Here is a 23,240-nt window from a genome sequence, read left to right on the forward strand (position 1 = left end):
CATTTTTTGCCTCAATAGCGTACATAGTAAATGTTATAACAATTGTGATATTCACTCGATTACTAAGTGTTTTGTCAGTTATAACTCAGTTGGCGCAAGGGCTGGTCGTACCTTAATGGCTTGTTTTATAATTGTTGCTAACTTGTTTTTGTGCTCGAAATATATGTGAGCTAGGCAAGACTGTCAGAATGTAGTTTGCGATTAGCTAACGTAATTGCATATTTAAAATTGTAATTATTTGGGAAGCAGTTAACGTATATGCGCCTGTTTGTGCAAATTGTGCGATAGACACATGCTTTACATAGGTTATGGACAATAGCGTCGCCCCCAATACTAATAAAAATGGCGCGAAAAAATAAATAATATAATAAATATGGAGAAAAAAATGGCTGGTGTTTTAGGAATGATTCTTGCGGGAGGCGAAGGTTCTCGCCTTAGACCTCTCACTGAATCTCGCAGTAAGCCTGCGGTTCCTTTTGGTGGAAGCTATCGATTAATCGATTTTGCACTGAATAACTTTGTAAATGCAGACTTGATGCGTATCTACGTATTGACTCAATTCAAATCCCAATCTCTGTTCCACCACATGAAAAAAGGTTGGAACATTAGCGGAATTACAGATCGTTTCATCGATCCGATTCCAGCTCAAATGAGAACAGGTAAACGATGGTACGAAGGTACTGCAGATGCGATCTACCAAAACCTTAGGTTTATTGAGCTTGCTGAACCAGAACATGTATGTATTTTTGGTTCGGATCATATATATAAAATGGACATTAAGCAGATGCTTGATTTCCACAAAGAAAAAGAAGCAGCACTGACTGTTTCTGCACTCCGTATGCCACTAGCTGAAGCGTCACAGTTTGGTGTTATCGAAGTTGATATTGAAGGTCGTATGGTTGGCTTTGAAGAGAAACCAACGAACCCTAAAGCTATCCCAGGTGACCCAGAGAATGCGCTAGTTTCTATGGGTAATTACATCTTTGAAGCAAACAGCCTTTACGCTGAGCTTATCGAAGATGCAGATAAAGAAGACTCTTCGCACGATTTCGGTAACGACATCATTCCAAATATGTACCCACGTGGTGACGTATTTGTTTATGACTTCAGCACCAACAAAATCACAGGCGAAAAAGAAGAAGTATATTGGCGTGATGTAGGTACGATTGATGCGTACTGGCAAGCTCATATGGACTTATTGAAGAAAGATGCTCCTTTCTCTCTATACAACCGTAAGTGGCCTCTACATACGTTCTATCCAGCACTTCCACCAGCAACGTTTACCGATTCAGACAACGGTCGAGTTCAGATCATCGATAGCTTGGTTTGTAATGGTAGCTACGTACGCGGTTCAAGAATTGAAAAATCGGTACTTGGGTTTAGAAGTAACATTGCATCAGCGTGTGACATTAGCGAAAGTATCTTGCTAGGTGACGTTAAGATCGGTGAAGGCTGTGTATTACGTCGCGTTATTGTTGATAAGAATGCAGATATCGCTCCGGGCACTCAAATTGGTGTGAACTTGCAAGAAGATAAGAAGCGCTATCACGTTTCAGAAGATGGTGTTGTAGTCATTGGAAAGAGTGCAAAAATTGGCTACTAAAAAACTTTCAATCTTATTTGTTGCTTCTGAAGTTGAAGGATTGATCAAAAGTGGTGGCTTAGCGGATGTTGCTAAGGCACTGCCCGAATCCTTGTTAAATTTGAAACAAGATGTTCGTCTCGCCATTCCTGCTTATAGTCAGATACCTGATATTGAAAAAGCAGAAGTGTTGCTTGATACTCAGCTAGAAACGTCACCGCATACTCAGTATCAAGTGGTTCAAACTGAAGTTGCAGGCGTACCTGTTTATGCTATTCGTTGTGAGAAATATTTTTCTCGCAACGAAATGTATGCAGAAAACAATCAAGCTTATGCTGATAACGCTGAACGTTTCGCATTTTTTAGTGCGGCGAGTTTAGATATGTTACCTAAACTTGGTTTTCAGCCAGACATTATTCATGCAAACGACTGGCATACAGGTCTTGTACCTTATTTTCTTAAGGTTCGTCACCAGTCTGATTCTTTTTATAGCTCGATGCGCAGCGTTATATCTATTCATAATGCCGTATTTAAAGGTGTATTTAGCTATGATGAATTGCAGGCAGTGCCGGAGTTTGGTACTAGGCATGTTCCAGAAGCCGCAGTGAGTGAAACACATATTACGATGCTTAAGGCAGGCGTAATGTGTGCTGATAAAATAAATGCAGTGAGTCCTACCTACGCAGAAGAGCTAAAAACTGAGCTCGGTAGCCATGGTATGGCGCATGAATTTAATCTACGTAAAGACGATTTAGTCGGCATCCTCAATGGTTGTGATTACTCATCTTGGAATCCTGAAACTGATGCTTATTTGCCTAAAAAATACCGTGCAACAAAGCAGAGTATGATTCGTGGTAAAAAAGCGACTCGTCAGGCTCTTCAAGAAGAAGTGGGGTTACCAGTCAAAGATGTTGCTGTCTACGGTATGGTTTGTCGCTTAACGCAACAAAAAGGTGTTCATTATTTGTTGCCTATTTTGCATGAGTTCTTGAAGCATGATGTACAGCTTGTGATTGTGGGTACCGGTGACCCTATACTCGCAAGTAAGCTTAAAGATATCGCTGCACAATTCGGTGATAAGTTTGCATTTGTTGAAGCTTATAATAATAAGCTTGCCCATTGGGTAGAAGCGGGTTCTGATTTCTTTTTAATGCCGTCAGAGTTCGAGCCTTGTGGTCTAAATCAAATCTATAGTATGGCTTATGGTACGCTTCCTATTGTTCGTGGTGTTGGCGGGCTTAAAGACAGTGTAACAGATTATGATGATGAGCCTGATAAGGGGACTGGTTTTGTCTTTACTAAGCCAACTCCAGAAGCATTGTTGATCACGTTACTTCGCACTTTACTGCTTTATGCACAAAATACCGCAGAAATTCGTAGATTGCAGCTCGATGCAATGAAGCAGAATTTCTGTTGGGAAAAAGCAGCGAAACATTACTTAGAGATGTACCGTAGCACTCGATAGTCTGCGCGAATACTTAGTTTTATTTGCTATCAGAAAGCGCCTTAGGGCGCTTTTTTTGTGGTCAGATCTGCAGCAATCTTCGCATAAATATGGTTGTTTAGGCCCAATCTTGTTACTAATTATAGCTTAGGGCGACAGCTGGTCTACCATTTCACGTACCTTTAGCGGTCGAAGAATAGTAATTGCATGGTAATGTGGTAGTCTTCTACGCTCAGGATAATAATTATTTCACTTAGGTTTTATTGAATAATGTCACAAACTTTACTTTTCCATAAGACATATGAACACCCTACGAGTAACGAGTGGGTTGTTTTTGTGCATGGTGCGGGAGGGAGCTCGTCGATATGGTTCAAACAAATCAAAGCTTATAAAGAACACTTCAATATTCTGTTGCTTGATCTGCGTGGCCACGGTAAATCCAATCACTTCATCAAAGATATTATTTCTAACCGCTACACATTTAAAGAAGTAACCTTAGATATCTTAAAAGTACTGGATCATGTGAAAATTCGTTCGGCACATTTTGTCGGAATGTCTTTAGGCACCATTATTGTTCAGAATATTGCAGAAATTGCTTCAGAACGTGTTCATAGCATGGTGTTAGGCGGAGCGGTAACTCGTCTCAACACGCGATCGCAAATACTAATTAAACTTGGTGACTTAAGTAAGCACATTATCCCTTACATGTGGCTATATCGCCTATTTGCTTATGTCGTTATGCCACAGCGTAATCAAAAAGAGTCGCGACATATGTTTGTGCGCGAAGCTAAAAAATTGTGCCAAAAAGAGTTTAAACGTTGGTTTATTCTAACGGCGGAAGTTAACCCATTAATGAGATACTTTAAGCATAGAGCAATGCCAATTCCTACTCTGTATCTAATGGGCGAGCAAGACTATATGTTTATTCAACCTGCAAAAGAGATGGTAGCGGCGCACCATGACAGTCAGCTTCTTGAAATTCCTGATTGTGGACATGTATGTAATGTCGAACGCCCTGAAGAGTTTAATCGTCACTCTATCGAGTTTATTAAAAACTGTAGTCGTTAAAGTTTAAGGCTCTTCAAATAATACACAGGCTTGCATTTTGCAGGCCTGTATTCGTTTAGATGTACTTTCACATTCACTCTTTTTCATTCACTCGGTTTAGGTCGATCGATGAGTCTATGCTTCATTGTGTTTTTTTACAGAAGAGCCCTTTAATAGACCCATGACTTTTTTAGTGATGATAGGAAAAAGACCAAGTAGGACAAAGGATAAAATAACGGGGAGTGAAACAATACCGGATAAGCTTTCAATCTTCGCAAGTTGGGTACCAGCGTTAAGATACACTGCCGTGCCCGGTAGCATGCCCAATTGACTTACAAGATAAAATCGAGCGGCTGAGATAGGCGTTAAGCCCATCAGCAAATTGATTAGAAAGAAGGGTACGACTGGAATAAGCCTTAATGTAAATAGATAGAAAGCCCCATCTTTTTTAACACCTTCATTAATTGTTGAGAGCTTATCTCCAAATTTGTTTTGTACCCATTCTTTAAGTAGAAAGCGACTGCTAAGAAATGCAAGAGTCGCCCCAATCGTGCTGGCGAAAGATACAAGCAAAAGACTGGTCCAAAAACCAAATAACGCAGCGCCTAGTAGTGTCACAACAGCTGCGCCAGGTATAGATAATGCGGTAACAACAATATAAATCCCAAAGTAACTTAATGCAGCAACTAAGAAATTAGACTCAATGAATTGTGCTAGAGACTCTTGTTGTGCTTTTGCATTATCTAACGTTAGTAGCTGCCCATAATTAAGAGTAAGGAAGATAATGACGCCGATGAGTAAGAGGCCGAGGAAAAGTTTTTTGTTCATAAATATAGAGCCGATGAGTTTTGGGTGTGCCTATTAAGAACAGCATTAAGACGTAAAAATTTCAATAACAACGAACAATTATCGGATTTAGAAACAGAAGGCAATAAAAAAGCCAACGTATTGACGTTGGCTTTAGCTGAGTAATCCGATTTAAAAGTGGGATTACCTTAATCGACCTGAAAGTTCATCTCTTCGGTTTTGAGGTACGACAGACCAGTGAGTGCCTTTAATCGCTCCCTCTAGTGCCCACAACAGCTCTAATCCCACATCTGAAGCATGTGATTGCTGAATGGCTTTATAAGCCTCTACAGCGCCTCTCTGTTCTAAAGTTGTAACCGAATCAATGCCCGCTTTCTTGAGCATTCTTTCGGTTGCAAGCCTCAGGTTTGGCAGATCCTTAAGACGGTCTGGCTTTGCTGCTGCTTGGCTCTCTTTCTCTTTCTTAGCAATATCGAGTGAATTTTTTGCTTCTGATAGAGTGGATGTCGGATTCGCTAACCAGTCATTAGGCAAAGCATAATACTTTGTAACGACGGGGTGACCGCGTTTTTTATAGACGTACGGTTCATAGCCTTGTTGTTTGAATTTTTTGACTGTATTGCTATCGGCTCTTATATGAAGCTTATCGTTTACAACAAGTGCAAACATTGTCTCTTCGATAAAAATGCCGAAGCCGCCAAACATTGAACGAGACTTTACTCGTCCAAGCTGTTCAAACAGCCTCATTGAGTCTTTTAGTACTGGTTTATCCATGCTGTATGTTCTCGGTGTATGTAAAATACGCCACCAAATCAGGTCCGAGAGATTAGCAAAACATGCAGAAACTGTGTCATTCGTAAGTAAACTTGTGTTTGCATTGTTTGCCATCGGCAACCCCGCTACCTATCAAAAACTCTGTTAAGACAGAAGATCTGGTTTAGGCCGGAGGCTTTGCGTCCCACTTTTTCAAATGGTTTGCCCTGTGCGTGACTTCTATTAAAGACGACCAATTAGGAATGAACTTCACATTTGGATTCTATTACTGTGATGTTTATTCAATAAATTTGTCTCAATAATGAGTCTAAACTATATCACAAAATACGCAAGTTTCGATAAATGACATAACTATTATTTAGTTAGATCGCGAACTGTATTACGTTCTACGATCTCTGGATGCATTTCGAACACACGTTTTTCATGATCTTTGTCTTTAATTCGCTCAAGTAAGATCTCAAAAGCATTTTTACCCACACGTCGTTTAGGTTGGTGAACAGTTGTGAGAGGAGGAGAGAAATACTCAGCCAATTCAATATTGTCGTAACCGATCACTGAAATGTCATTTGGTACATTGACGCCTTTTTGCCCTAGACGACTAATAAGGCCTAAAGCCATCGTATCGTTGAAACAAAAAACGGCAGTAGGCTTGTTATCCATAGCGACAATTTTGTCAGCGGCTAATACGGCTGTATCGCACTCAAAGTTACCTTCTAGAATCCAATCTTCATCGATTTTAAGGTTGGCTTCGGTTAAAGCGCGTTTAAATCCTGCGATACGTTCTTGGCAAGCTGCTTTTTCAAAATGGCCACTTAGGCATGCAATATCGGTATGACCTTTATCAATGAGGTATTTCGTCGCTAAATAACCGCCTTCTTCTGAATTATCGATGATCTTATCGGCTTGAGACGTTTCAGGGCCCCAATCCATAACAACCTTAGGGATGTCAGCATGACGATCAAGCATCTCTCGAAGTTCTTCAGTTAAATCTGAACACATCACTAAAATACCATCGACACGTTTTTCAGCTAGCATGCGAATATAGTCGCGTTGTTTCTCGTATATTCCACCAGTGTTACACAAGATAAGCGTATAGCCTTGACGGTAACAGTAGCTCTCAACACCATCGATCACTTCAGAAAAGAACAAATTGGTTGATTGCGTGACGAGCATACCGATGGTGCGTGTGGTATTGCACTTTAAACTACGAGCAACGGCACTTGGTGCGTAGTTTAATTCGTCTACTGCTTTATTTACTTTTTCTTGGGTGGTTTCAGCCACAAATCGAGTCTTATTTATAACGTGAGATACGGTGGTTGTTGATACGCCGGCTAAGCGAGCAACATCTTTAATTGTGGCCATAATTCCTGTCCTATTAAGTGGCGAAGTAAATAATTTGCGCTTATAAACGGGTTACATCTACAAATCGCTTGTATCTACAAACAAATCAAGTGTCCAAGTGCCTAAAACACAAAAACCGCCTGTAATAGCGGTTTATTATTCAATATAATTGTCATTATCGGTGCTAATTTTAGACGTCATACGTAGTACAAGCAACGAAAACAGACTACTTTGACGTGATCTAAAACCACAATTAGACAATATCATGGCAATTTTTTGAAACTTTGTTACTTTCTGAAGCAGATTGTTTATTCGCCAACCAAATAACGACAATCAAGCTCTAAGAAAGCGCACAATAACTCAGAAACTGATGCGTAGAAGCCGAACTCATCGAGCTTCTGACACTTCTCATTGAACTGCGGTGTCCATGTAAGAATATGTGTGCTGATAAACTGTTCTTGCTCTGCAAGTGCTTCGTCTAAATGCTTTTCTTGTTCTAACTCGTTCGAACGAATAATAAGATTACCTAAGAAATCGAGTTCAACGGCCAGATGGTCAGCAGGTTCATTAAGAGTTTCGTCAACAGTTACACCATGCTGTGCCATTAGCTCTGCCACTTCTTTTGCAGGGACGTCATTGAGAAGGCCCGATTTACCAATGTACATCGACGCATAAGGCAGCGCAGAGTCTTTGTCTGACTTTAAAAAAAGGTCACAGAAGTCAGCAGACAATTCAAGTTGTGCGTCTTCACGGTCGAGCAATCGGTTGAGTGCGTCTACGAGTCTATCGATTGAAGGCTTTAATGTTTCATTTTCACCTAACCCAGTAAGAAACGAACGGATCTGAGGGGTTTGATATTGTGCTAAATCTTGAACCGTCAGTTCTTTTGCGAACAAGCTTGATAGCCACCAATAGATCTCAGCACGTTTTTCGTTAAATGTTTTTATTTCTTGCATGTCGGTCTGCCTTTACAAAAATTCTTCTTTTAGTTTAACGAATAAAAGTGAATAGCGGTAACTACGACTGTGATAAAAATTGAGTAAATATTTAGATTTGTTAACAGAATGGCTAGGTTGTTTTGAATCAATAAACACTCATTAATTGTTCATTTCATTCTTGTAGAGCTAGAATTGTGAGTAATTATGAATAGAATGATATGAGTTTAATCATTCCAACTAATAAACAAGTGGTATAAATGACTTATCATGTACTGGTCGTTGAAGACGACGCGGTAACACGTAGCAAGCTCGTTGGTTACTTCCAAAACGAAGGCTATGCAGTTAGCGAAGCTGAAAATGGCGAAGAAATGCGTGAAGTATTACAAAAAAAGCCCATTGATTTAGTCATGCTTGATATTAACTTGCCAGGCTCTGATGGTCTTATGTTGACACGGGAGCTTCGTGGACAGTCAGATATAGGCATCATCCTTGTGACTGGGCGTACAGACAATATAGACAAGATTGTTGGCTTGGAGATGGGCGCAGATGATTATGTGACCAAGCCTTTCGAATTACGAGAGCTGTTGGTTCGTGTAAAGAATCTTCTATGGCGAATCTCAACAGCTAAAAACGCAACGTCGGTTGCCGTTAAGAAAAACGAAGACGAAAAAGTGATTCACTTTAGCGAGTGGACATTTGATATCCAACGTCGTGCGCTTAGCCGAGAGGGAGTCCCGGTCAAATTGACTAAGGCTGAATATGAGTTATTGGTTGCTCTGTCTTCCTACCCGAATCAGGTGCTAAGCCGAGAACGAATTCTAAATATGATCAGTCATCGTGTCGATGCACCCAATGATCGTACTATAGATGTGTTAATACGTCGTATGAGATCAAAGATGGAGTATGACCCTAAGAACCCACAAATCTTTGTTACCGTCCATGGTGAAGGGTACATGTTTGCTGGTGATTGATTTATAAATCGATTCTAGTGCTATTGGAGTTGGTAAATATTATAAAGCCCGAGGTAAGTGCATTACCTCGGGCTTTATAATATTTAGCTGTTATCTATAAATCGTGATATCACTATCGATAATTAGAAACGTTAAAGTTCGCTGCTTGAAGTGTCTAAAGCGTCTTCTTCATAGTTGGCGGCTTTATCTCGCAATGATTGCCAAATGGTCCCTAATGTTTCATGCCAATAACGCTCAGTCTGCTCTAAATAGCGGGCTTTAGGTGTGTACTTCTCCCAAGGCTGGTTGATGTTTTGGTGCGCTAGGTAGTTCGTCGGAGCAGGAATTGGTTTAATACCAGCTGAATGGAATTCATTTAATGAACGCTGCATGTGGCTTGCAGACGTAACAAGAATTAGTCTTTTCTGCCCAACAAATGCAGCGGCTTGACGCGCTTCTTCCCACGTATCTTGCGCAGTTTCAAGTAAGATAATGTCTGACTTTGAGACACCTAATGCGAGTGCAACTTTTGCCATCATTCTGGCATTACTAAATTCTGACCCTCCGGCGTAGCCAGAAAGAATGAGTTTCGCGCCGGGGTACATACGGGAAACACGAATACCTTCGCTAAGCCTCATCAAAGCAGTTCGACTTAACTCTGATGTCGGTGGGATTTGGTCATCAACGACATGGCCGCTACCAAGAACCATGACATAGTCAACAGACTCATCAACTGGTAAGAAAGCGGAGTAGGTACGCTCCATTGGCATAAGAAGACGGGTTGAAACGGGTTGGAAAGCGATCAGGAAAATACCACAAAGAGAGAACAATACGACAAAACATCCAGTTTTTCGCTTAGCGGTAAACATAATAAGCATCAAGCCTAAAAAACCAACGATTAGTAGCGCAGGCAAAGGCATCAATAACGAAGAAACAATCTTTTTCAGCTCAAACATACAAAAATAGTCCGAAAAAACACCACTTGATAATAAAAATAAGAGAATCCTTCTCTATTCCTACCATTCCTATGACAGAATAGCGGGACAATTTATTATGATAACCCAACTACCGTGGCGAAGGTCTGTAAATTGGACGATATTGCCCACAAATTTGTAAAAAAATCTTATGGGTTAGGTAAAAATTAGCTTCGCCAAGTCATTGTTTGGGAAGAGCTTCAAGTTTTTGCGCCTAATTTTAGGCCGTCATGGAATGATGAACTTTACGTAGATTCTCTCTGAAAAGGGGCCTCAACACGTTAAGCCTGAAAGCGTGATTTCAATCAGGCTTAAATCATCACTATCAGAATTAGTAAGAAAGAAACAATAAGCAGGAAATATATGAGTGAGATGACTCTCAATGTTGCAGAGCAGCCAATTGATGAATTGGTTGGCTGGGTGAAGCAGCACGATTTCTCATTAAACTTGTCAAATGAACGACTCGCATTTTTGATTGCGTTAGCCGTATTAAGTGACAATAGGTTTGAGGAAGAACTAGGTGAAGGTGAACTGCACGATGCTTTTACCATCGTCACTCGAATGTTTGAAAGTACCGGTGAGGCGTCTGCATTTCGTGCAAACAACGCCATTAACGAACTGGTTAAACAGCGACTGATCAGCCGCTTTACTAGTGAAGTAACGGATGGAGCAAGCATATATCGCTTATCATCGCTTGCCATCGGTATTACTGATTACTATGTCCGTCACCGAGAATTCTCCAAGTTAAAATTATCGATCCAACTTTCCATGGCAGCTGATGAAATGGCTAAAGCCTCAAAGGCAGCGCATGAAGGTGGAAATTCGGCGCATTGGAAAAAAAGTGTTTACGGAGTTTTAAAATATTCTGTTGGTGAAATCTTTGATCAAATTGATCTCAACCAACGCGTAATGGATGAACAACAACAAAGTGTAAAAATCCAAATTGCAGAGCTGTTGAATAAAGATTGGCGAGAAGCTATCAACAACTGTGAATCGTTATTATCTGAAACATCCTCAACGCTTAAAGAATTGCAAGATACTCTACAAGCCGCTGGTGATGAACTTCAAACTCAGATCCTTGATATTCAAGGTCTCATATATAACGACTCAGAGCATGAAGAAGTTGAAGAGACACTGTTTAACTTACAAACAAAGTTAGATCGAATTATCAGCTGGGGACAACAAGCAATAGATCTCTGGATTGGCTACGACCGCCATGTACACAAGTTTATTCGTACCGCTATTGATATGGATAAAAACCGTGCATTTAGCCAGCGATTACGTCAGTCAGTTTCCGACTACTTCGATATGCCTTGGTATTTGACTCATGCAGACGCAGAGCGATTAAGCGATCTTCGTGATGAAGCACTTGTACTTCGTGATGACGAAGTCACCGGTCACGTGCCACTAGAGGTGGAATACGAAGAAGTTCAACAAGTTAATGATGAGCTATCGAACCGAATTAGTTCGATGCTCAAGACACATAAAGAGCAGGGCAGCAGTATCGATTTAGGTCAGGTACTAAGAGACTATCTACTCGCTCACCCACAGACTCAACATTTTGATTTAGCTCGAATGGTTATCGATCAAGCTGTCCGTTTAGGTTACTCCGAATCCGACTACAAAGCGGTTCAACCTGATTGGCAAGCAATTAACGATTTTGGCGCAAAGGTACAAGCAAATGTCATCGACCGATATTAATGAATACATGCCAGAAAATCTGGCCAAAGCGATTTCCAATCCACTGTTTCCAGAACTCGACAGTGTATTGAGAATGGGGCGCCACATATCAAGTGAAGACCTTGATAAGCACGCACTATTAACTGATTTTGAAACAGAATTGGCGCTTTTTTATCAGCGTTATAATGTAGAACTGGTTAAAGCGCCAGAAGGCTTCTTCTACCTGCGTCCTCGCTCAACTTCTCTTATTAACCGCAGTGTATTGACTGAGCTCGATATGCTGGTGGGTAAGGTCCTGTGTTTCTTATATTTAAGCCCTGAGCGCTTAGCTCATGAGGGTATTTTTACTAATCAAGAGCTATATGAAGAGCTATTAAATCTAGCTGATGAGAGCAAGCTTATGAAGCTTGTTACTAATCGCGCGACAGGTTCTGATTTAGATCGTGAGAAGCTATTTGAAAAAGTAAGAACGTCGTTGCGTCGTCTTCGTCGCTTAGGGATGGTCATAAACGTTGGCGAGTCTGGAAAATTCCAAATCAGTGAGTCTGTTTTCCGCTTTGGCGCTGATGTACGTATTGGTGATGATGTCCGTGAAGCGCAATTAAGGCTGATTCGTGATGGTGAAGCCGTCGTACATACGCAGCAACCAAGTCAGGGCGAGTTATTGCAAGATAACGAACAATTAGAAGAGACAGAACAGCAGCACGGTGATGAACTCATCAGTGATGTAGAAAAAGTAAGTGATGTAGAGAAAAATGAAATGGAAGGTAATGCATGATTGAAAGAGGCAAGTATCAATCACTCACAATGATCAACTGGAACGGTTTTTTTGCACGTACCTTTGATATTGATGACCTGGTTACCACCTTATCGGGTGGCAATGGTGCGGGTAAATCAACGACGATGGCCGCATTTATTACCGCTCTTATTCCAGATCAAAGCTTACTCCACTTTAGAAACACGACAGAAGCGGGAAGCTCACAAGCCTCTCGTGATAAAGGCTTATACGGTAAATTACAGCCAGGCGCGTGCTACGCCGCTCTCGATGTCGTGAATTCAAAAAATCAACGTTTGTTGTTTGCTGTAAAACTTCAGCAAGTGGCTGGTCGTGATAAAAAAGTTGATATCAAACCATTTGTTATTCAAGGTCTGCCAAGTCATGTGAAACCGACCGATATCTTGATTGAGAGTGTTTCGGATAATCATGCGCGTGTTCGTCAAATCAATGAAATTAAAGACGTTACGGCTAAACATGAAGGTGCTCACTTTAAAGCGTTTAGCTCGATAGTCGATTATCACGCACAAATGTTTGAATATGGCGTTGTCCCTAAGAAACTACGCAATACCAGCGATCGTTCTAAGTTTTATCGCTTGATTGAGGCCTCTTTGTATGGAGGTATTTCAAGTGCGATAACACGTTCACTGCGTGATTACCTACTGCCACAAAATGGTGGGGTCAAAAAAGCATTCCAAGACATGGAATCAGCCTTGCGCGAAAACCGTATGACGCTTGAAGCGATTAAAACAACTCAAGCTGACCGAGACCTGTTCAAAAATCTAATCATGGAGTCCACAAATTACGTGGCTGCAGATTACATGCGTCACGCTAATGATCGTAAGACGAAGTTAGATAATACGCTAGCTTTGCGCTCTGAGTTGTTTAGCTCAAGAAGCACCTTAATCGAGCAACATGAACTACTCAATAATGTTCAACAAGAACTTGAAGCTATTGCGGACAAAGAATCAGCATTAGAGCAAGATCATCAAGGTGCATCTGACCATCTTCAATTGGTACAAACAGCCTTAAGACAACAAGAAAAAGTTGAGCGTTATCAAGGTGACTTAGAAGAGCTAAGTGAGCGCCTTGAAGAGCAGTTGATGGTTGTGGAAGAAGCACAAGAACAGTTGATGTCTGTTGAGCAGCAAACGCACTTAGCGGAAGAAGAAGTCGATAGCTTAAAAACACAACTGGCCGATTATCAGCAAGCATTGGATGTCCAGCAAACGCGCGCATTGCAGTATCAACAAGCGGTACAAGCGTTAAATAAAGCGAAACTGCTGCTCAGTGATGAAGGCTTAACTGCTGAATCTGCTCCAACAGTGTTAACTCAATTAAAGCAGCAAGAAGAGCAACAAACAACACAGTTGCTATCGGTTAAACATAAGCTTGATATCTCTTCTGCCGCTACAGAGCAATTTGAAACCGCGTTAGCATTAGTAAAATCGATTAATGGCGACATTGATCGAAAAGAGGCAGCGTCTGTTGCTCACAGTACTTTAAAGACAGCGCGTGATGCTGAACAAACTGTTCAAAACGAACAGCAATGGAGGGCTCAATTCCGCGAGGTTGAGCGTCAGGTTGAGCAACAAAAGCAACTGATCGAAACCGTTGCTAACTATCAAAAGCAATATAACGTTGAACTAGTAGATGAAGTTACGTTAGAGCAAGAGCGTGAGCATCACTCTGAACAGATTGATAGTTTGGATTTTGCAATCGAAGATATTCGAGAAAAACGTAGCGAGCAGCGCAATAAAAGACAGATTGTTACTAGCGAAATTAGCAAACTTGAAAGCATTGCGCCGCGTTGGATTGAGGCCAATGATGCACTTGAGACACTTAAAGAACAAAGTGGTGCAGAGCTGCAAGATAGCCAAGCAGTTATGCAGCATATGCAGCAAGTGTTAGAGCAAGAAAAAACACTCACCCTAGAGAAAGACAAGCTAGCTGACAGACGCGCAGAATTGGATAATGAGATTGAGCGCCTTGCTTCTCCGGGTGGTTCTAATGATCCTCGATTAAAAGGTCTTGCGGATACGCTAGGCGGGGTTCTACTCTCTGAGATTTATGACGATATAACCATTGGTGATGCGCCATATTTTAGTGCCATGTATGGTCCGGCTCGTCATGCGATTGTTGTTTCTGATCTAACTGGAATTAAAGAGAAGCTGGTTGATTTAGATGATTGTCCAGAAGATCTTTATATTATTGAAGGCGACATCGATGCGTTTGATGACAGCTCGTTCAATGCGGATGAACTGGAAGGTGCTGTTTGTGTACTTCTGAATGAACGTCAGATGCGTTATTCTCGTCTTCCTGAAATCCCACTATTTGGTCGAGCAGCACGTGATCAACGATTAGAGTTATTGCGAGAGCAACGTGAAGATGTCGTTGAAAATCATGCGAAAGCAGCGTTTGACTCTCAGAAACTGGCTCGTCTATATCAAAGCTTCAATCACTTTGTTGCCGCACATATTCAAGTGGCATTTGAAAGTGATCCTGAAAAAGAACTCAATAAATATCGTGATACGGACACTAAGATTGCTCGGTTGTTGTCTGAACTCGTTTCCAAAGAGCAGCAATCTAGCGCACAACGTCAGGCCAGTAAGCAAGCACTAACTGTTCTTGATAAGCTTGCTCCAATGATTGCGTTAATCGAAGATACCAACTTACAAATTCGTTTTGATGACTTAGAGACCAAAATCTCTAAGCTGTCACAAGCGAAGGTATTTTTGAATAACCACAGCAAAGGTGTTCAAACGTTATCCAACATTATCAACGCACTTGATAGTGACCCAGAGCAGTTTGATGCGCTGACACAAGAGTACCAATTGGCTGATCACAAACTTCAGCAGCTCAAAAAAGAGATCTTCGCGGTCTCAGATCTTGTGGAACGTAAGCACTACTTTAGTTATTCAGATTCTGTTGACTTGCTTAATAAAAGTAGTGAACTGAGCGAACAACTTAAAGCAAAACTGGTTGATGCGGAGCGAATGCGCAGTCGTCATCGCGAAGAGTACAAACAAGTTCAAGGTCAAATGAGTCAGTATCAACAGGTATTGGCTTCATTAAAAAGCTCACATCAAGCCAAGCAAGAGACAGTGCAGGAATTTAAGCAAGAGCTTAAAGAGTACGGTGTGACTGCTGACGAAGATGCGTTAGAGCGCTCTCAACGTCGTAAAGACGAACTTCACGAGCAACTGCACGTAACTCGAAATAGAAAGAGTGAGTGCGACAGAACCATCACCGCAACTGAGCTTGAAATGAAAGGCCTTGCTAAGAGACTTAGAAAGGTTCAGAAAGAGTACATCGAACTGCGTACTTTTGTTGTTGCGGCAAAAGCGGGTTGGTGCTCTGTACTTCGTTTGGCACGTGAAAACGATGTTGAACGTCGCTTACATAAACGCGAACTGGCCTATTTATCGGCAGGAGAACTGCGTTCAATGTCAGATAAGTCGTTAGGTGCGCTTCGTTTAGCGGTCGCTAATAATGATGATTTACGTGATGCGTTGCGTTTGTCTGAAGATAATGCGCACCCAGAGCGTAAAGTTCTATTCTACATTGCGGTTTATCAACATCTACGCGAGCGAATTCGTCAGGATATCATCCGTACGGATGATCCGGTTGAAGCTATCGAAGAGATGGAAGTTGAGCTGGCTCGATTAACCGAAGAGCTTACGCTACGTGAAAATCGCTTGGCGATCAGCTCTGACTCGGTTGCGAACATCATTAAGAAAACCATTCTACGTGAACAAAACCGAATTCGAATGCTCAACCAAGGTCTATCAAATATTGGATTTGGTCAAGTGAAAGGCGTACGCCTTAACGTTAAGGTTAGAGAGAGCCATGAGATTCTTCTCGCGGGTCTATCCGAACAACAGGCTGCGCATAAAGACTTGTTTGAAAGCATGCGATTTACCTTCTCAGAAGCAATGGCGAAGTTATTCCAGCGTGTAAACCCGCACATTGATATGGGGCAACGTTCGCCGCAAGTACTGGGTGAAGAGCTGCTTGACTATCGTAACTACCTTGAACTTAGCGTTGAAGTAAATCGTGGTTCGGACGGCTGGTTACAAGCGGAGTCTGGTGCGTTGTCGACAGGCGAAGCGATTGGTACGGGTCAGTCAATCTTACTGATGGTGATTCAGAGCTGGGAAGAAGAATCGCGTCGTCTTCGCAGTAAAGATATTGTTCCTTGTCGACTGCTGTTCTTGGATGAAGCGGCTCGTCTTGATACCAAATCAATCAATACCTTGTTTGAGTTGTGTGATCGTCTGGATATGCAGCTATTGATCGCCGCTCCAGAGAATATTAGCCCAGAGAAGGGGACAACCTATAAGCTTGTACGTAAGATCTTTAAAGATCATGAGCATGTACATGTTGTTGGCCTCAGAGGCTTTGGTCAAACACCCAAGCAATCACCGCTTCTCGAATCGTTAGAACAACAAGACGCAGAGTTAGTGGAAGGGTCATAAGATATTTGTAGGGTGATAAGTGCTACAAATTAAGATTCGAAACAAATAAAAATGCCTTCCAAATGGAAGGCATTTTTTATGCTGTGAGCAGCTCAACTTAGTTGTTAGTTATTATCCAGAAATAGATTTACTGAAAATACCAAACTGCTTCGCCGCGTAGGCAACGCGCTCTGCTGGTTTTGGGTATTCAGCGGGTGTCCCTAAGCTTTCAATATGCTGTAATCTTGGCAGCAAACCAGCACCGTTGGCGATCTGAATAGCCAAACCAGGTCTTGCGTTTAGCTCTAGAACCATTGGGCCTTCTTCTTGGTCTAAGACCATGTCAGTGCCCATGTATCCAAGTCCTGTCATCTCCCAAGCGCTAGAAGCGAGTGTTAGAAGCTTCTCCCAGTGAGGGACCTGAAGCTGACTCAGCTCTTGATCAGTATCTGGGTGTAGAGTAATTGGTTTATCGAATTGAACAGCTCGAACAGCTCGTCCCGTCGCGATATCAATACCAATACCTACAGCGCCTTGGTGAAGGTTCGCTTTACCATCAGAGGCAGCTGTAGAGCAGCGCATCATCGCCATTACAGGGTAGCCTTTGAATACGATGATACGTACATCAGGCACACCTTCAAAGCTATAGCCGTCAAAGCACTCATCAAACTTAATGAGGTTCTCTACCACGGCAACATCGTTTTTACCGCCGAGAGAAAATAGCCCTGCAAGCGCGTTACTGATGTGACGTTCTACATCTTCTTTTCCTACCGTATCTCCAGAAGGTTTGGTGTAAACACCATCCTTATGAGAAACGATAACTAAGATGCCTTTACCGCCACTGCCCTGTGCTGGCTTGATAACAAACCCAGGCCAGTTTAGAACCATTTTGTGGATGGTTTTAACTTCGGCTTGATGCCCAATAACACCGATCAAAGCAGGAGTTGTACACCCTGCTTGCTCTGCAATGATTTTGGTTTTTAGTTTGTCATCGACTAAAGGGTATTTAGAGCGATCATTGTAACGAGCAATATAGCTATGGTTACGTTGATTCATTCCCATAATGCCTTTGTGTCGCAACTTACCCGGAGACGTAAATTGTGAAAACATATTTAGTCCTCCGCTAGTGGTTTAAAGCGACGAAGCTCTGTCAATCGGTAACCTGTGTATGTACCAAGTAATAGAATAGCGGCTAATACAATCAGCTGTAGACCGATAAAGTTAAAGGTTAAGTGCTGAATGTAGCTGTTAGTCATTGCTAAGTAGACCAGAACGGCTGTTAATAGAGAGCCACCACCTTGTAGCAGGACTTCTTTAGGACCTTCTTCTTCCCAAAGAATCGACATACGTTCGATAGTCCATGAAAGAATGATCATTGGGAAGAAGGTAATAGACAGACCTTCGGTCAGGCCGATATTAAAGGCGATCACGGTAAAGGCTGAAATAATCATAATAACGGTGATGATTACCGCAGATATCCGAGATACGAGTAATAGATTGAGCTTCGACAGGTAGCTGCGAATCACCAAACCAGTACCCACAATCAATAGGAATCCGACAATACCAGTGACAAGCTGGGTCTGTACAAACGCAACGGCAATCAGTACAGGCATAAACGTACCAGATGTCTTCAGACCGACAATAACACGTAGGAAAACAACCAGTAGTGCACCAATTGGAATCAGCATGATGGTTTTAAACATCGCTTGCTCTTCCAGCGGTAAGCTATGAATAGATATATTTAGCAGCCCATCAGCTTGCACTTTATCGTTAGTTGCTTGCTTGGCTGAAACGTCTTGCGCAATCATCGAGAAGTGTACTTGGCTATTTTGGCCACCCACAATATCGAGTAGCGATACGTTTGATTCATCCCAAATCAAAAGATTAGCTTGAGTTTCAGGCGTGCCAGACGTTGGGTTAAAGAGTTCCCATTTATTACCATTCCACACTTGGTTCATATGCTGAATGCTTTGACGTCGACGACCATCTTCTAGCTCAATAACGCCAACCACTTTACTTGGGATTTGTGCGTAGGCGAGTAACTTATCAACCGCTTCAACTTTAGACAGTCGATTGAGAACTAAGGCTGAGTTTTGGCTTTCACTGTCGTTGAGAGTTTTGATTAACTCTCTTGTGAAGGTCACGTCATCAGCAGAGCGTTTGTTTGCTCGCTCAATCAGTGCGTTTGCAGCGGCTTCCATCGGGCCATCAAATGTTGGTTTAGTGATTTCGCCGCTCGGCTCTACATCATTAAAAACTGCTTGTGGGTCGACCAAAAATTGAGTTTTGTAGTAAATGGTTTGAGAACCACTCGCTTGGCGAATAGACCATTCAGCACGACGCCCAGAATCGGTATTAATGTAAGAAACACCATAACCAGGTGACGAAGCAGACTCGTTAATTAGAGTGTAACCAGATTGAGTTAGCGGCGCCGCTAAGGAGGCTTTTACCGGTTTATTTTGAGCCGTAAATTCAACACGGGCTTCGATATCCCAAACTTGACGGCTCTCCCCCGGTGTCCAAGGTACACCGTAAGTATCATGTCTCAATACGCTGAGTGCAATCCCTGCAACTATCAGCAGAACAACTGATAGGTAAAATGGTATTTTTGAAGTCATAAACTACCTATTATTTTTGTGTGATTTCCGTATGTATATACTTGCGGCTAATATCAACTATCGCGATGTCTCGAATGAACTCGCGTCCTAGTAAGATAGGATGACTCATTTGAGACCTGTCTGCCAAGGTAAATTGAGCTTTTTCATGGATTTTGCCAACTCTGACCCAAAGTTCTACCACGGCGCGTCTTTCAACTGTATCACTGGTCGATTGGCGAATTTTTACAAATCGGACAATAGGCAGTTCAATCCAGTTATCATCATTGAGTTCTGTTACCCCATCAGCTAGGTGAAAACGCACCCAATTTCTTCCGTTTCGTTCAAATTGCTGAATATCAATCGCATTTAGTGATGAGGTTGCGGCTCCAGTATCAATACGAGCATCAAAGGTTTGCTTGATGGCGTCAATGACAACATGTTCAATTTCACCCAATACGATGCTTTGTGTTGCAGGTACAGGTTGAACGACAAGCGGTTGAGTCTCTTCCTCTTCAGTTTCTGCTGGAGTCGATGACAATGAAATTGCCGCGTATTCAAGCTGTTCCTGCAAGGAAATAATTTCTGACTCAAGACTGTCGATATAGTCAGTCTGATTGCTAACAGATAACGCAATATTATTGAGTCTATTGGTGAGATGTGTGTTCGATTCCTCAATCGCGGAAATGGTTTCTTGGTGAAATTGTTCGCTATTGGTTTGAACACAGCCTGAAAGTAAGCCAAGGGCGAGGGCTGGGGCTAATCTTTTAAACATTGAAAACCTTAAAAAACTATTTAATCGTTATTATTTAGGTGTTTAGTATATAGGAGATAGCACTTTTGGCATTTCTCCTATATCAGCGGAAGAATATCTCATCACTTGAAATACAAGTTAGAGTATTGTCAATTATGGCTTATTTGCGATTAAAATTGCACGACGCGGTGCAGGATGTCCTTCGCGGGTTCTACTTGGGTCATTTGGGTCCAAATAATCAGGCAACGAATTGTGCTTCATCCACTCGGTAGTACGTTGCTCGCCAGTGGTTGTGGTATTTTCATCAACGATTCGAACGTTTTCAAATCCAACTTGTTCTAGCCACACTTTAAGTGCAAGTGCAGACGGGAAGAAATAGACATTTCGCATTTGCGCGTAACGATCAACAGGTACAAGTACAGTATTCTCATCGCCTTCAATAACAAGTGTTTCCAAAACGAGTTCTCCACCTGCGACAAGTTGGTCTTTTAGTTGAATTAGATGATCAAGTGGTGAACGACGATGGTAGAGAACGCCCATACTAAATACCGTATCAAACGCTTCCAGTTTAGGGAGCTGTTCAATGCCTAATGGAAGTAGATGCGTGCGTTGGTCATCCCCCATTAACTTTCTAATTGCTTCAAATTGAACCAAGAAAAGGTGAGAAGGGTCAATACCGATACATAGACGAGCTTGTTCGCCGAGCATTCGCCACATGTGATAACCATTTCCACAGCCAACATCCAGCACTGAACGGTTCTTCAGTGGTGAGATATGGGGTAAAACACGATCCCATTTCCAATCACTGCGCCATTCAGTATCAATGTGAATATCGTGGACAGTGTAGGGACCTTTACGCCACGGGTGAAACGTCATCAATAAGTTTTCTAGCTTCTTGATTTCGCCTTGAGGCAGTGCTGAGTGGTTTGATAAAGAAACAGACTCTTTTAGCTCAATATTCTCAGGTTTGCCTGATTGGATTTTTTTGAGTGCGCGCAGCCAGCGTTCGAAATCGCCGTGTTCTGCATTTTGCCAATCCGTTAGCTGCTGTGGAAGCGTATTGAGCCATGGCTGAAGACGATCATCTTTAGCAATGAGTTGATAAATGTTTGCAAAATCGAACATGCATGTGTTCCTGTAAATAAATCTGGTGTTCTATAAGTAATCAGTAAGCCTCAAAGCAATATGCTAAGGCTTAGTGATTGAACAAAATAAGGCACGAAGATGACAATAAAGTTCCATGTCGCGCCAATATAAAAGTTAAGCTCACTTGATGACGAACAGTTATTTTATGGCGAACATTGAGCCGAAGTTAAAGCATTGAAACCATACTTCGCTACTTGTAAAGCCAATGTCATCAAAGCGCTGCTTGTGGTCTGGAATTGAATCAGGACGCATTACGTTTTCAATCGCGCTGCGTTTTTGACTGATCTCTAACTCGCTATAGCCGTTCGCTCGCTTAAAGTCGTGGTGAAGATCAATTAATAGCTCGTTTGAAGTGTTATCTTCAAAAACGTATTTTTCCGATAGGATCAAAATGCCACCCGGACGCAATCCAGCATATATTTTTTCTAAGAGCGTGAGTCGGTCATTCGGTGATAGAAACTGCAGAGTAAAGTTGAGTACAACGACAGATGCGTCAATGATCTCAATATCACGAATGTCAGCCTCAATAACTTCAACGGGCGTATCTGAACGGTAAGCATTAATGTGCAATTTGCAGCGTTCAACCATCGCTGCTGAGTTATCAACCGCGATGATATGACAACCTTCTTGATTGATATGACGACGCATAGATAGTGTTGCAGCGCCCAGTGAGCACCCTAAGTCGTAGACTTTAGAGTGAGGCTTGGCAAAGCGTTCTGCTAGCATCCCAATAGCTGAGATAATATTGCTGTAACCGGGTACCGAGCGTTGAATCATGTCAGGAAAAACCTCCGCAACACGCTCATCAAAAGTAAAGTCACCCATCTTTTCAATTGGCGCTGAAAATATTGTGTCTTTGTTGCCCATAGGTTTCTCTCATGGTTGTAAGCAATAGGGATGGCATCTGTCATACCCAATAAAAGGGGGCGTATTTTACGTAATTATTGTTCTTATGTCACGAATTCATCCGCGCTCTTAATGAGCGTCAATTGACCTATAAATACCCGTACTTTTAAGTGATGACTAGAACATGGAAATCTGATGGTTTCCGCGCATAGAAGGGAAGTCAGCTAATTGGGTTAGTGATACTTTAGCGGCTAGCGCTTTGTATAAACGCACTGCAAGTTGAGGTGCTTCTACATTGTCTGGTGTATGAATCATCAAGTAGGGCTGTTTTCCTTGCTCTATCCACAACGGTAACTTGTTTAGCCAAGGTTCGAAAAAGCTCAAGTTGGCTTCCTGATCGGGATGTCCAATAAAGCGAATCATAGGGTTATTTGCTGTTGCTATAGCGTGAACAGGAACTTTGGGTTTGTTGTGGTGAGCGTCTATCACGGCTTCTGTAGTGGGAGGAGCGGAGAAAACAGGGCGACTGTCCATGATGGTTCGGTTGATGTCGTTTTCAACGAGCCAATGATTAAATCGTTTTTCTTCGTCACCTTTATTAAAAAAACTTAAATGCCGAACTTCGACGCCAAGCTTCATCTCTTTTGGGAAATAGGTGCAAAACTTTTTCAATACGTCTAAAGATTGCGGGTCAAATTGATTAGGTAACTGGATTGTCCATTGGCCAATACGAGCGTGCAGCGGGGCCATGACGTTGAGAAAGTCCTTAAGCTCAGCTTGGCAATGACGTAATTTCTGCTGGTGAGTAATCGATCTTGGCAGTTTAAATGTGAAGCGGAAATCTTCATGGGTTGAAGCGCGCCAATTTTGTACCGTACTTAGCGAAGGCGTCGCGTAAAATGTGGTGTTTCCCTCTACGCAATGAAATACAGACGCGTATTTTTCAAGTCGTTCAGCTGGCTTGGTGCCTTTTCCATAAAACTGAGATTGCCATTCTGAGTGCGACCACATAGTTAAACCAAGACGTAACGGTAAATTGTTCATGAAACCCCAAACGTTCATTCAAATTATTGGATGAAAAAGTACTGTACGAGACTTTTGCCGAATTAGGTACTTTCGAGATATAATTAT

The 23,240-nt window shown here is 42.0% G+C and carries 18 protein-coding genes and 1 riboswitch; of the genes, 7 read left to right on the top strand and 11 right to left on the bottom strand.

What is annotated here, in order from left to right; genetic code table 11:
- Positions 1–385: 385 nt before the first annotated feature.
- The 3 genes from glgC (at position 386) to L4D20_RS10350 (ending at position 4,094) form a co-directional block, all read left to right on the top strand.
- Positions 386–1,603: a glucose-1-phosphate adenylyltransferase gene (gene glgC / locus L4D20_RS10340; protein WP_428801490.1), complete on the top strand. Its 1,218-nt coding sequence runs from the start codon at positions 386–388 to the stop codon at positions 1,601–1,603.
- Positions 1,593–3,047: a glycogen synthase GlgA gene (glgA, locus tag L4D20_RS10345; RefSeq protein ID WP_428801491.1), complete on the top strand. Its 1,455-nt coding sequence runs from the start codon at positions 1,593–1,595 to the stop codon at positions 3,045–3,047. Before glgC ends, glgA begins: the two co-directional genes overlap by 11 nt.
- Positions 3,048–3,296: 249 nt before the next feature.
- Entirely contained in the window at positions 3,297–4,094 is a 798-nt protein-coding gene (locus L4D20_RS10350; RefSeq protein ID WP_428801492.1) for an alpha/beta fold hydrolase, read from the top strand.
- 114 nt (positions 4,095–4,208) lie between these two features.
- Here L4D20_RS10350 and L4D20_RS10355 read toward each other — a convergent pair whose 3' ends face one another.
- The 4 genes from L4D20_RS10355 to torD all read right to left on the bottom strand — a co-directional run bounded on the left by L4D20_RS10355 (position 4,209) and on the right by torD (position 7,951).
- Entirely contained in the window at positions 4,209–4,901 is a 693-nt protein-coding gene (locus L4D20_RS10355) for a TVP38/TMEM64 family protein (protein WP_428801493.1), read from the bottom strand.
- A gap of 162 nt (positions 4,902–5,063) precedes the next feature.
- The gene (locus L4D20_RS10360; RefSeq protein WP_428801738.1) at positions 5,064–5,654 is read right to left on the bottom strand and encodes a TfoX/Sxy family DNA transformation protein; all 591 of its coding nucleotides are present in this window, start codon (positions 5,652–5,654) and stop codon (positions 5,064–5,066) included.
- Between the two features lie 112 nt (positions 5,655–5,766).
- Positions 5,767–5,870, bottom strand: a riboswitch (cyclic di-GMP riboswitch).
- A gap of 138 nt (positions 5,871–6,008) precedes the next feature.
- Positions 6,009–7,016 (bottom strand): HTH-type transcriptional repressor PurR, encoded by a 1,008-nt coding sequence (purR, locus tag L4D20_RS10365; RefSeq protein ID WP_428801494.1) that lies wholly within the window; start codon positions 7,014–7,016, stop codon positions 6,009–6,011.
- Positions 7,017–7,303: 287 nt separating this feature from the next.
- Positions 7,304–7,951: a molecular chaperone TorD gene (gene torD, locus L4D20_RS10370; protein ID WP_428801495.1), complete on the bottom strand. Its 648-nt coding sequence runs from the start codon at positions 7,949–7,951 to the stop codon at positions 7,304–7,306.
- 239 nt (positions 7,952–8,190) lie between these two features.
- Here torD and torR point away from each other — a divergent pair, with 239 nt between their 5' ends.
- A complete protein-coding gene (torR, locus tag L4D20_RS10375; RefSeq protein WP_428801496.1) occupies positions 8,191–8,904 on the top strand; it encodes a two-component system response regulator TorR in 714 nt (237 codons plus the stop codon).
- A 131-nt stretch (positions 8,905–9,035) separates the two neighbouring features.
- Here the strand turns inward: torR and elyC are convergent, their stop codons facing one another.
- The gene (gene elyC / locus L4D20_RS10380) at positions 9,036–9,839 is read right to left on the bottom strand and encodes an envelope biogenesis factor ElyC (protein WP_428801497.1); all 804 of its coding nucleotides are present in this window, start codon (positions 9,837–9,839) and stop codon (positions 9,036–9,038) included.
- 381 nt (positions 9,840–10,220) lie between these two features.
- Here elyC and mukF point away from each other — a divergent pair, with 381 nt between their 5' ends.
- The 3 genes from mukF to mukB are packed head-to-tail and all read left to right on the top strand — an operon-like array spanning position 10,221 to position 16,790.
- Positions 10,221–11,558 carry a chromosome partition protein MukF gene (mukF, locus tag L4D20_RS10385; RefSeq protein ID WP_428801498.1) on the top strand — a complete coding sequence of 446 codons (1,338 nt, stop codon included), beginning with the start codon at positions 10,221–10,223 and terminating at the stop codon, positions 11,556–11,558.
- The gene (gene mukE / locus L4D20_RS10390; RefSeq protein ID WP_428801499.1) at positions 11,539–12,315 is read left to right on the top strand and encodes a chromosome partition protein MukE; all 777 of its coding nucleotides are present in this window, start codon (positions 11,539–11,541) and stop codon (positions 12,313–12,315) included. Before mukF ends, mukE begins: the two co-directional genes overlap by 20 nt.
- The gene (gene mukB / locus L4D20_RS10395) at positions 12,312–16,790 is read left to right on the top strand and encodes a chromosome partition protein MukB (protein WP_428801500.1); all 4,479 of its coding nucleotides are present in this window, start codon (positions 12,312–12,314) and stop codon (positions 16,788–16,790) included. Before mukE ends, mukB begins: the two co-directional genes overlap by 4 nt.
- A gap of 111 nt (positions 16,791–16,901) precedes the next feature.
- Here mukB and L4D20_RS10400 read toward each other — a convergent pair whose 3' ends face one another.
- The 6 genes from L4D20_RS10400 to L4D20_RS10425 all read right to left on the bottom strand — a co-directional run bounded on the left by L4D20_RS10400 (position 16,902) and on the right by L4D20_RS10425 (position 23,153).
- Complete coding sequence (locus L4D20_RS10400; RefSeq protein ID WP_428801501.1) at positions 16,902–17,879, bottom strand: alpha-L-glutamate ligase-like protein; 978 nt, start codon at positions 17,877–17,879, stop codon at positions 16,902–16,904.
- A 2-nt stretch (positions 17,880–17,881) separates the two neighbouring features.
- Positions 17,882–19,387, bottom strand: coding sequence for an inactive transglutaminase family protein (locus tag L4D20_RS10405; RefSeq protein ID WP_428801502.1), 1,506 nt, complete (start codon positions 19,385–19,387; stop codon positions 17,882–17,884).
- Between the two features lie 10 nt (positions 19,388–19,397).
- Positions 19,398–20,138 (bottom strand): ATP-dependent zinc protease family protein, encoded by a 741-nt coding sequence (locus L4D20_RS10410; RefSeq protein ID WP_428801503.1) that lies wholly within the window; start codon positions 20,136–20,138, stop codon positions 19,398–19,400.
- Positions 20,139–20,270: 132 nt separating this feature from the next.
- Positions 20,271–21,242, bottom strand: a complete 972-nt coding sequence (cmoB, locus tag L4D20_RS10415) for a tRNA 5-methoxyuridine(34)/uridine 5-oxyacetic acid(34) synthase CmoB (protein ID WP_428801504.1) — start codon at positions 21,240–21,242, stop codon at positions 20,271–20,273.
- Between the two features lie 159 nt (positions 21,243–21,401).
- Positions 21,402–22,130, bottom strand: a complete 729-nt coding sequence (gene cmoA, locus L4D20_RS10420; RefSeq protein ID WP_428801505.1) for a carboxy-S-adenosyl-L-methionine synthase CmoA — start codon at positions 22,128–22,130, stop codon at positions 21,402–21,404.
- 156 nt (positions 22,131–22,286) lie between these two features.
- On the bottom strand, positions 22,287–23,153 hold the full coding sequence (locus L4D20_RS10425; RefSeq protein ID WP_428801506.1) for a DUF72 domain-containing protein: 867 nt from the start codon (positions 23,151–23,153) through the stop codon (positions 22,287–22,289).
- Positions 23,154–23,240: the final 87 nt, after the last annotated feature.

Source organism: Vibrio kyushuensis (assembly GCF_050337325.1).
Taxonomy (GTDB): domain Bacteria; phylum Pseudomonadota; class Gammaproteobacteria; order Enterobacterales; family Vibrionaceae; genus Vibrio; species Vibrio kyushuensis.

Coding starts and splice junctions, on each gene's coding strand:
- glgC (WP_428801490.1), top strand. CDS start 386: ATGGCTGGTGTTTTAGGAATGATTCTTGCGGGAGGCGAAGGTTCTCGC.
- L4D20_RS10350 (WP_428801492.1), top strand. CDS start 3,297: ATGTCACAAACTTTACTTTTCCATAAGACATATGAACACCCTACGAGT.
- L4D20_RS10355 (WP_428801493.1), bottom strand. CDS start 4,901: ATGAACAAAAAACTTTTCCTCGGCCTCTTACTCATCGGCGTCATTATC.
- L4D20_RS10360 (WP_428801738.1), bottom strand. CDS start 5,654: ATGGATAAACCAGTACTAAAAGACTCAATGAGGCTGTTTGAACAGCTT.
- purR (WP_428801494.1), bottom strand. CDS start 7,016: ATGGCCACAATTAAAGATGTTGCTCGCTTAGCCGGCGTATCAACAACC.
- torD (WP_428801495.1), bottom strand. CDS start 7,951: ATGCAAGAAATAAAAACATTTAACGAAAAACGTGCTGAGATCTATTGG.
- torR (WP_428801496.1), top strand. CDS start 8,191: ATGACTTATCATGTACTGGTCGTTGAAGACGACGCGGTAACACGTAGC.
- elyC (WP_428801497.1), bottom strand. CDS start 9,839: ATGTTTGAGCTGAAAAAGATTGTTTCTTCGTTATTGATGCCTTTGCCT.
- mukF (WP_428801498.1), top strand. CDS start 10,221: ATGAGTGAGATGACTCTCAATGTTGCAGAGCAGCCAATTGATGAATTG.
- mukE (WP_428801499.1), top strand. CDS start 11,539: ATGTCATCGACCGATATTAATGAATACATGCCAGAAAATCTGGCCAAA.
- mukB (WP_428801500.1), top strand. CDS start 12,312: ATGATTGAAAGAGGCAAGTATCAATCACTCACAATGATCAACTGGAAC.
- L4D20_RS10400 (WP_428801501.1), bottom strand. CDS start 17,879: ATGTTTTCACAATTTACGTCTCCGGGTAAGTTGCGACACAAAGGCATT.
- L4D20_RS10405 (WP_428801502.1), bottom strand. CDS start 19,387: ATGACTTCAAAAATACCATTTTACCTATCAGTTGTTCTGCTGATAGTT.
- L4D20_RS10410 (WP_428801503.1), bottom strand. CDS start 20,138: ATGTTTAAAAGATTAGCCCCAGCCCTCGCCCTTGGCTTACTTTCAGGC.
- cmoB (WP_428801504.1), bottom strand. CDS start 21,242: ATGTTCGATTTTGCAAACATTTATCAACTCATTGCTAAAGATGATCGT.
- cmoA (WP_428801505.1), bottom strand. CDS start 22,130: ATGGGCAACAAAGACACAATATTTTCAGCGCCAATTGAAAAGATGGGT.
- L4D20_RS10425 (WP_428801506.1), bottom strand. CDS start 23,153: ATGAACAATTTACCGTTACGTCTTGGTTTAACTATGTGGTCGCACTCA.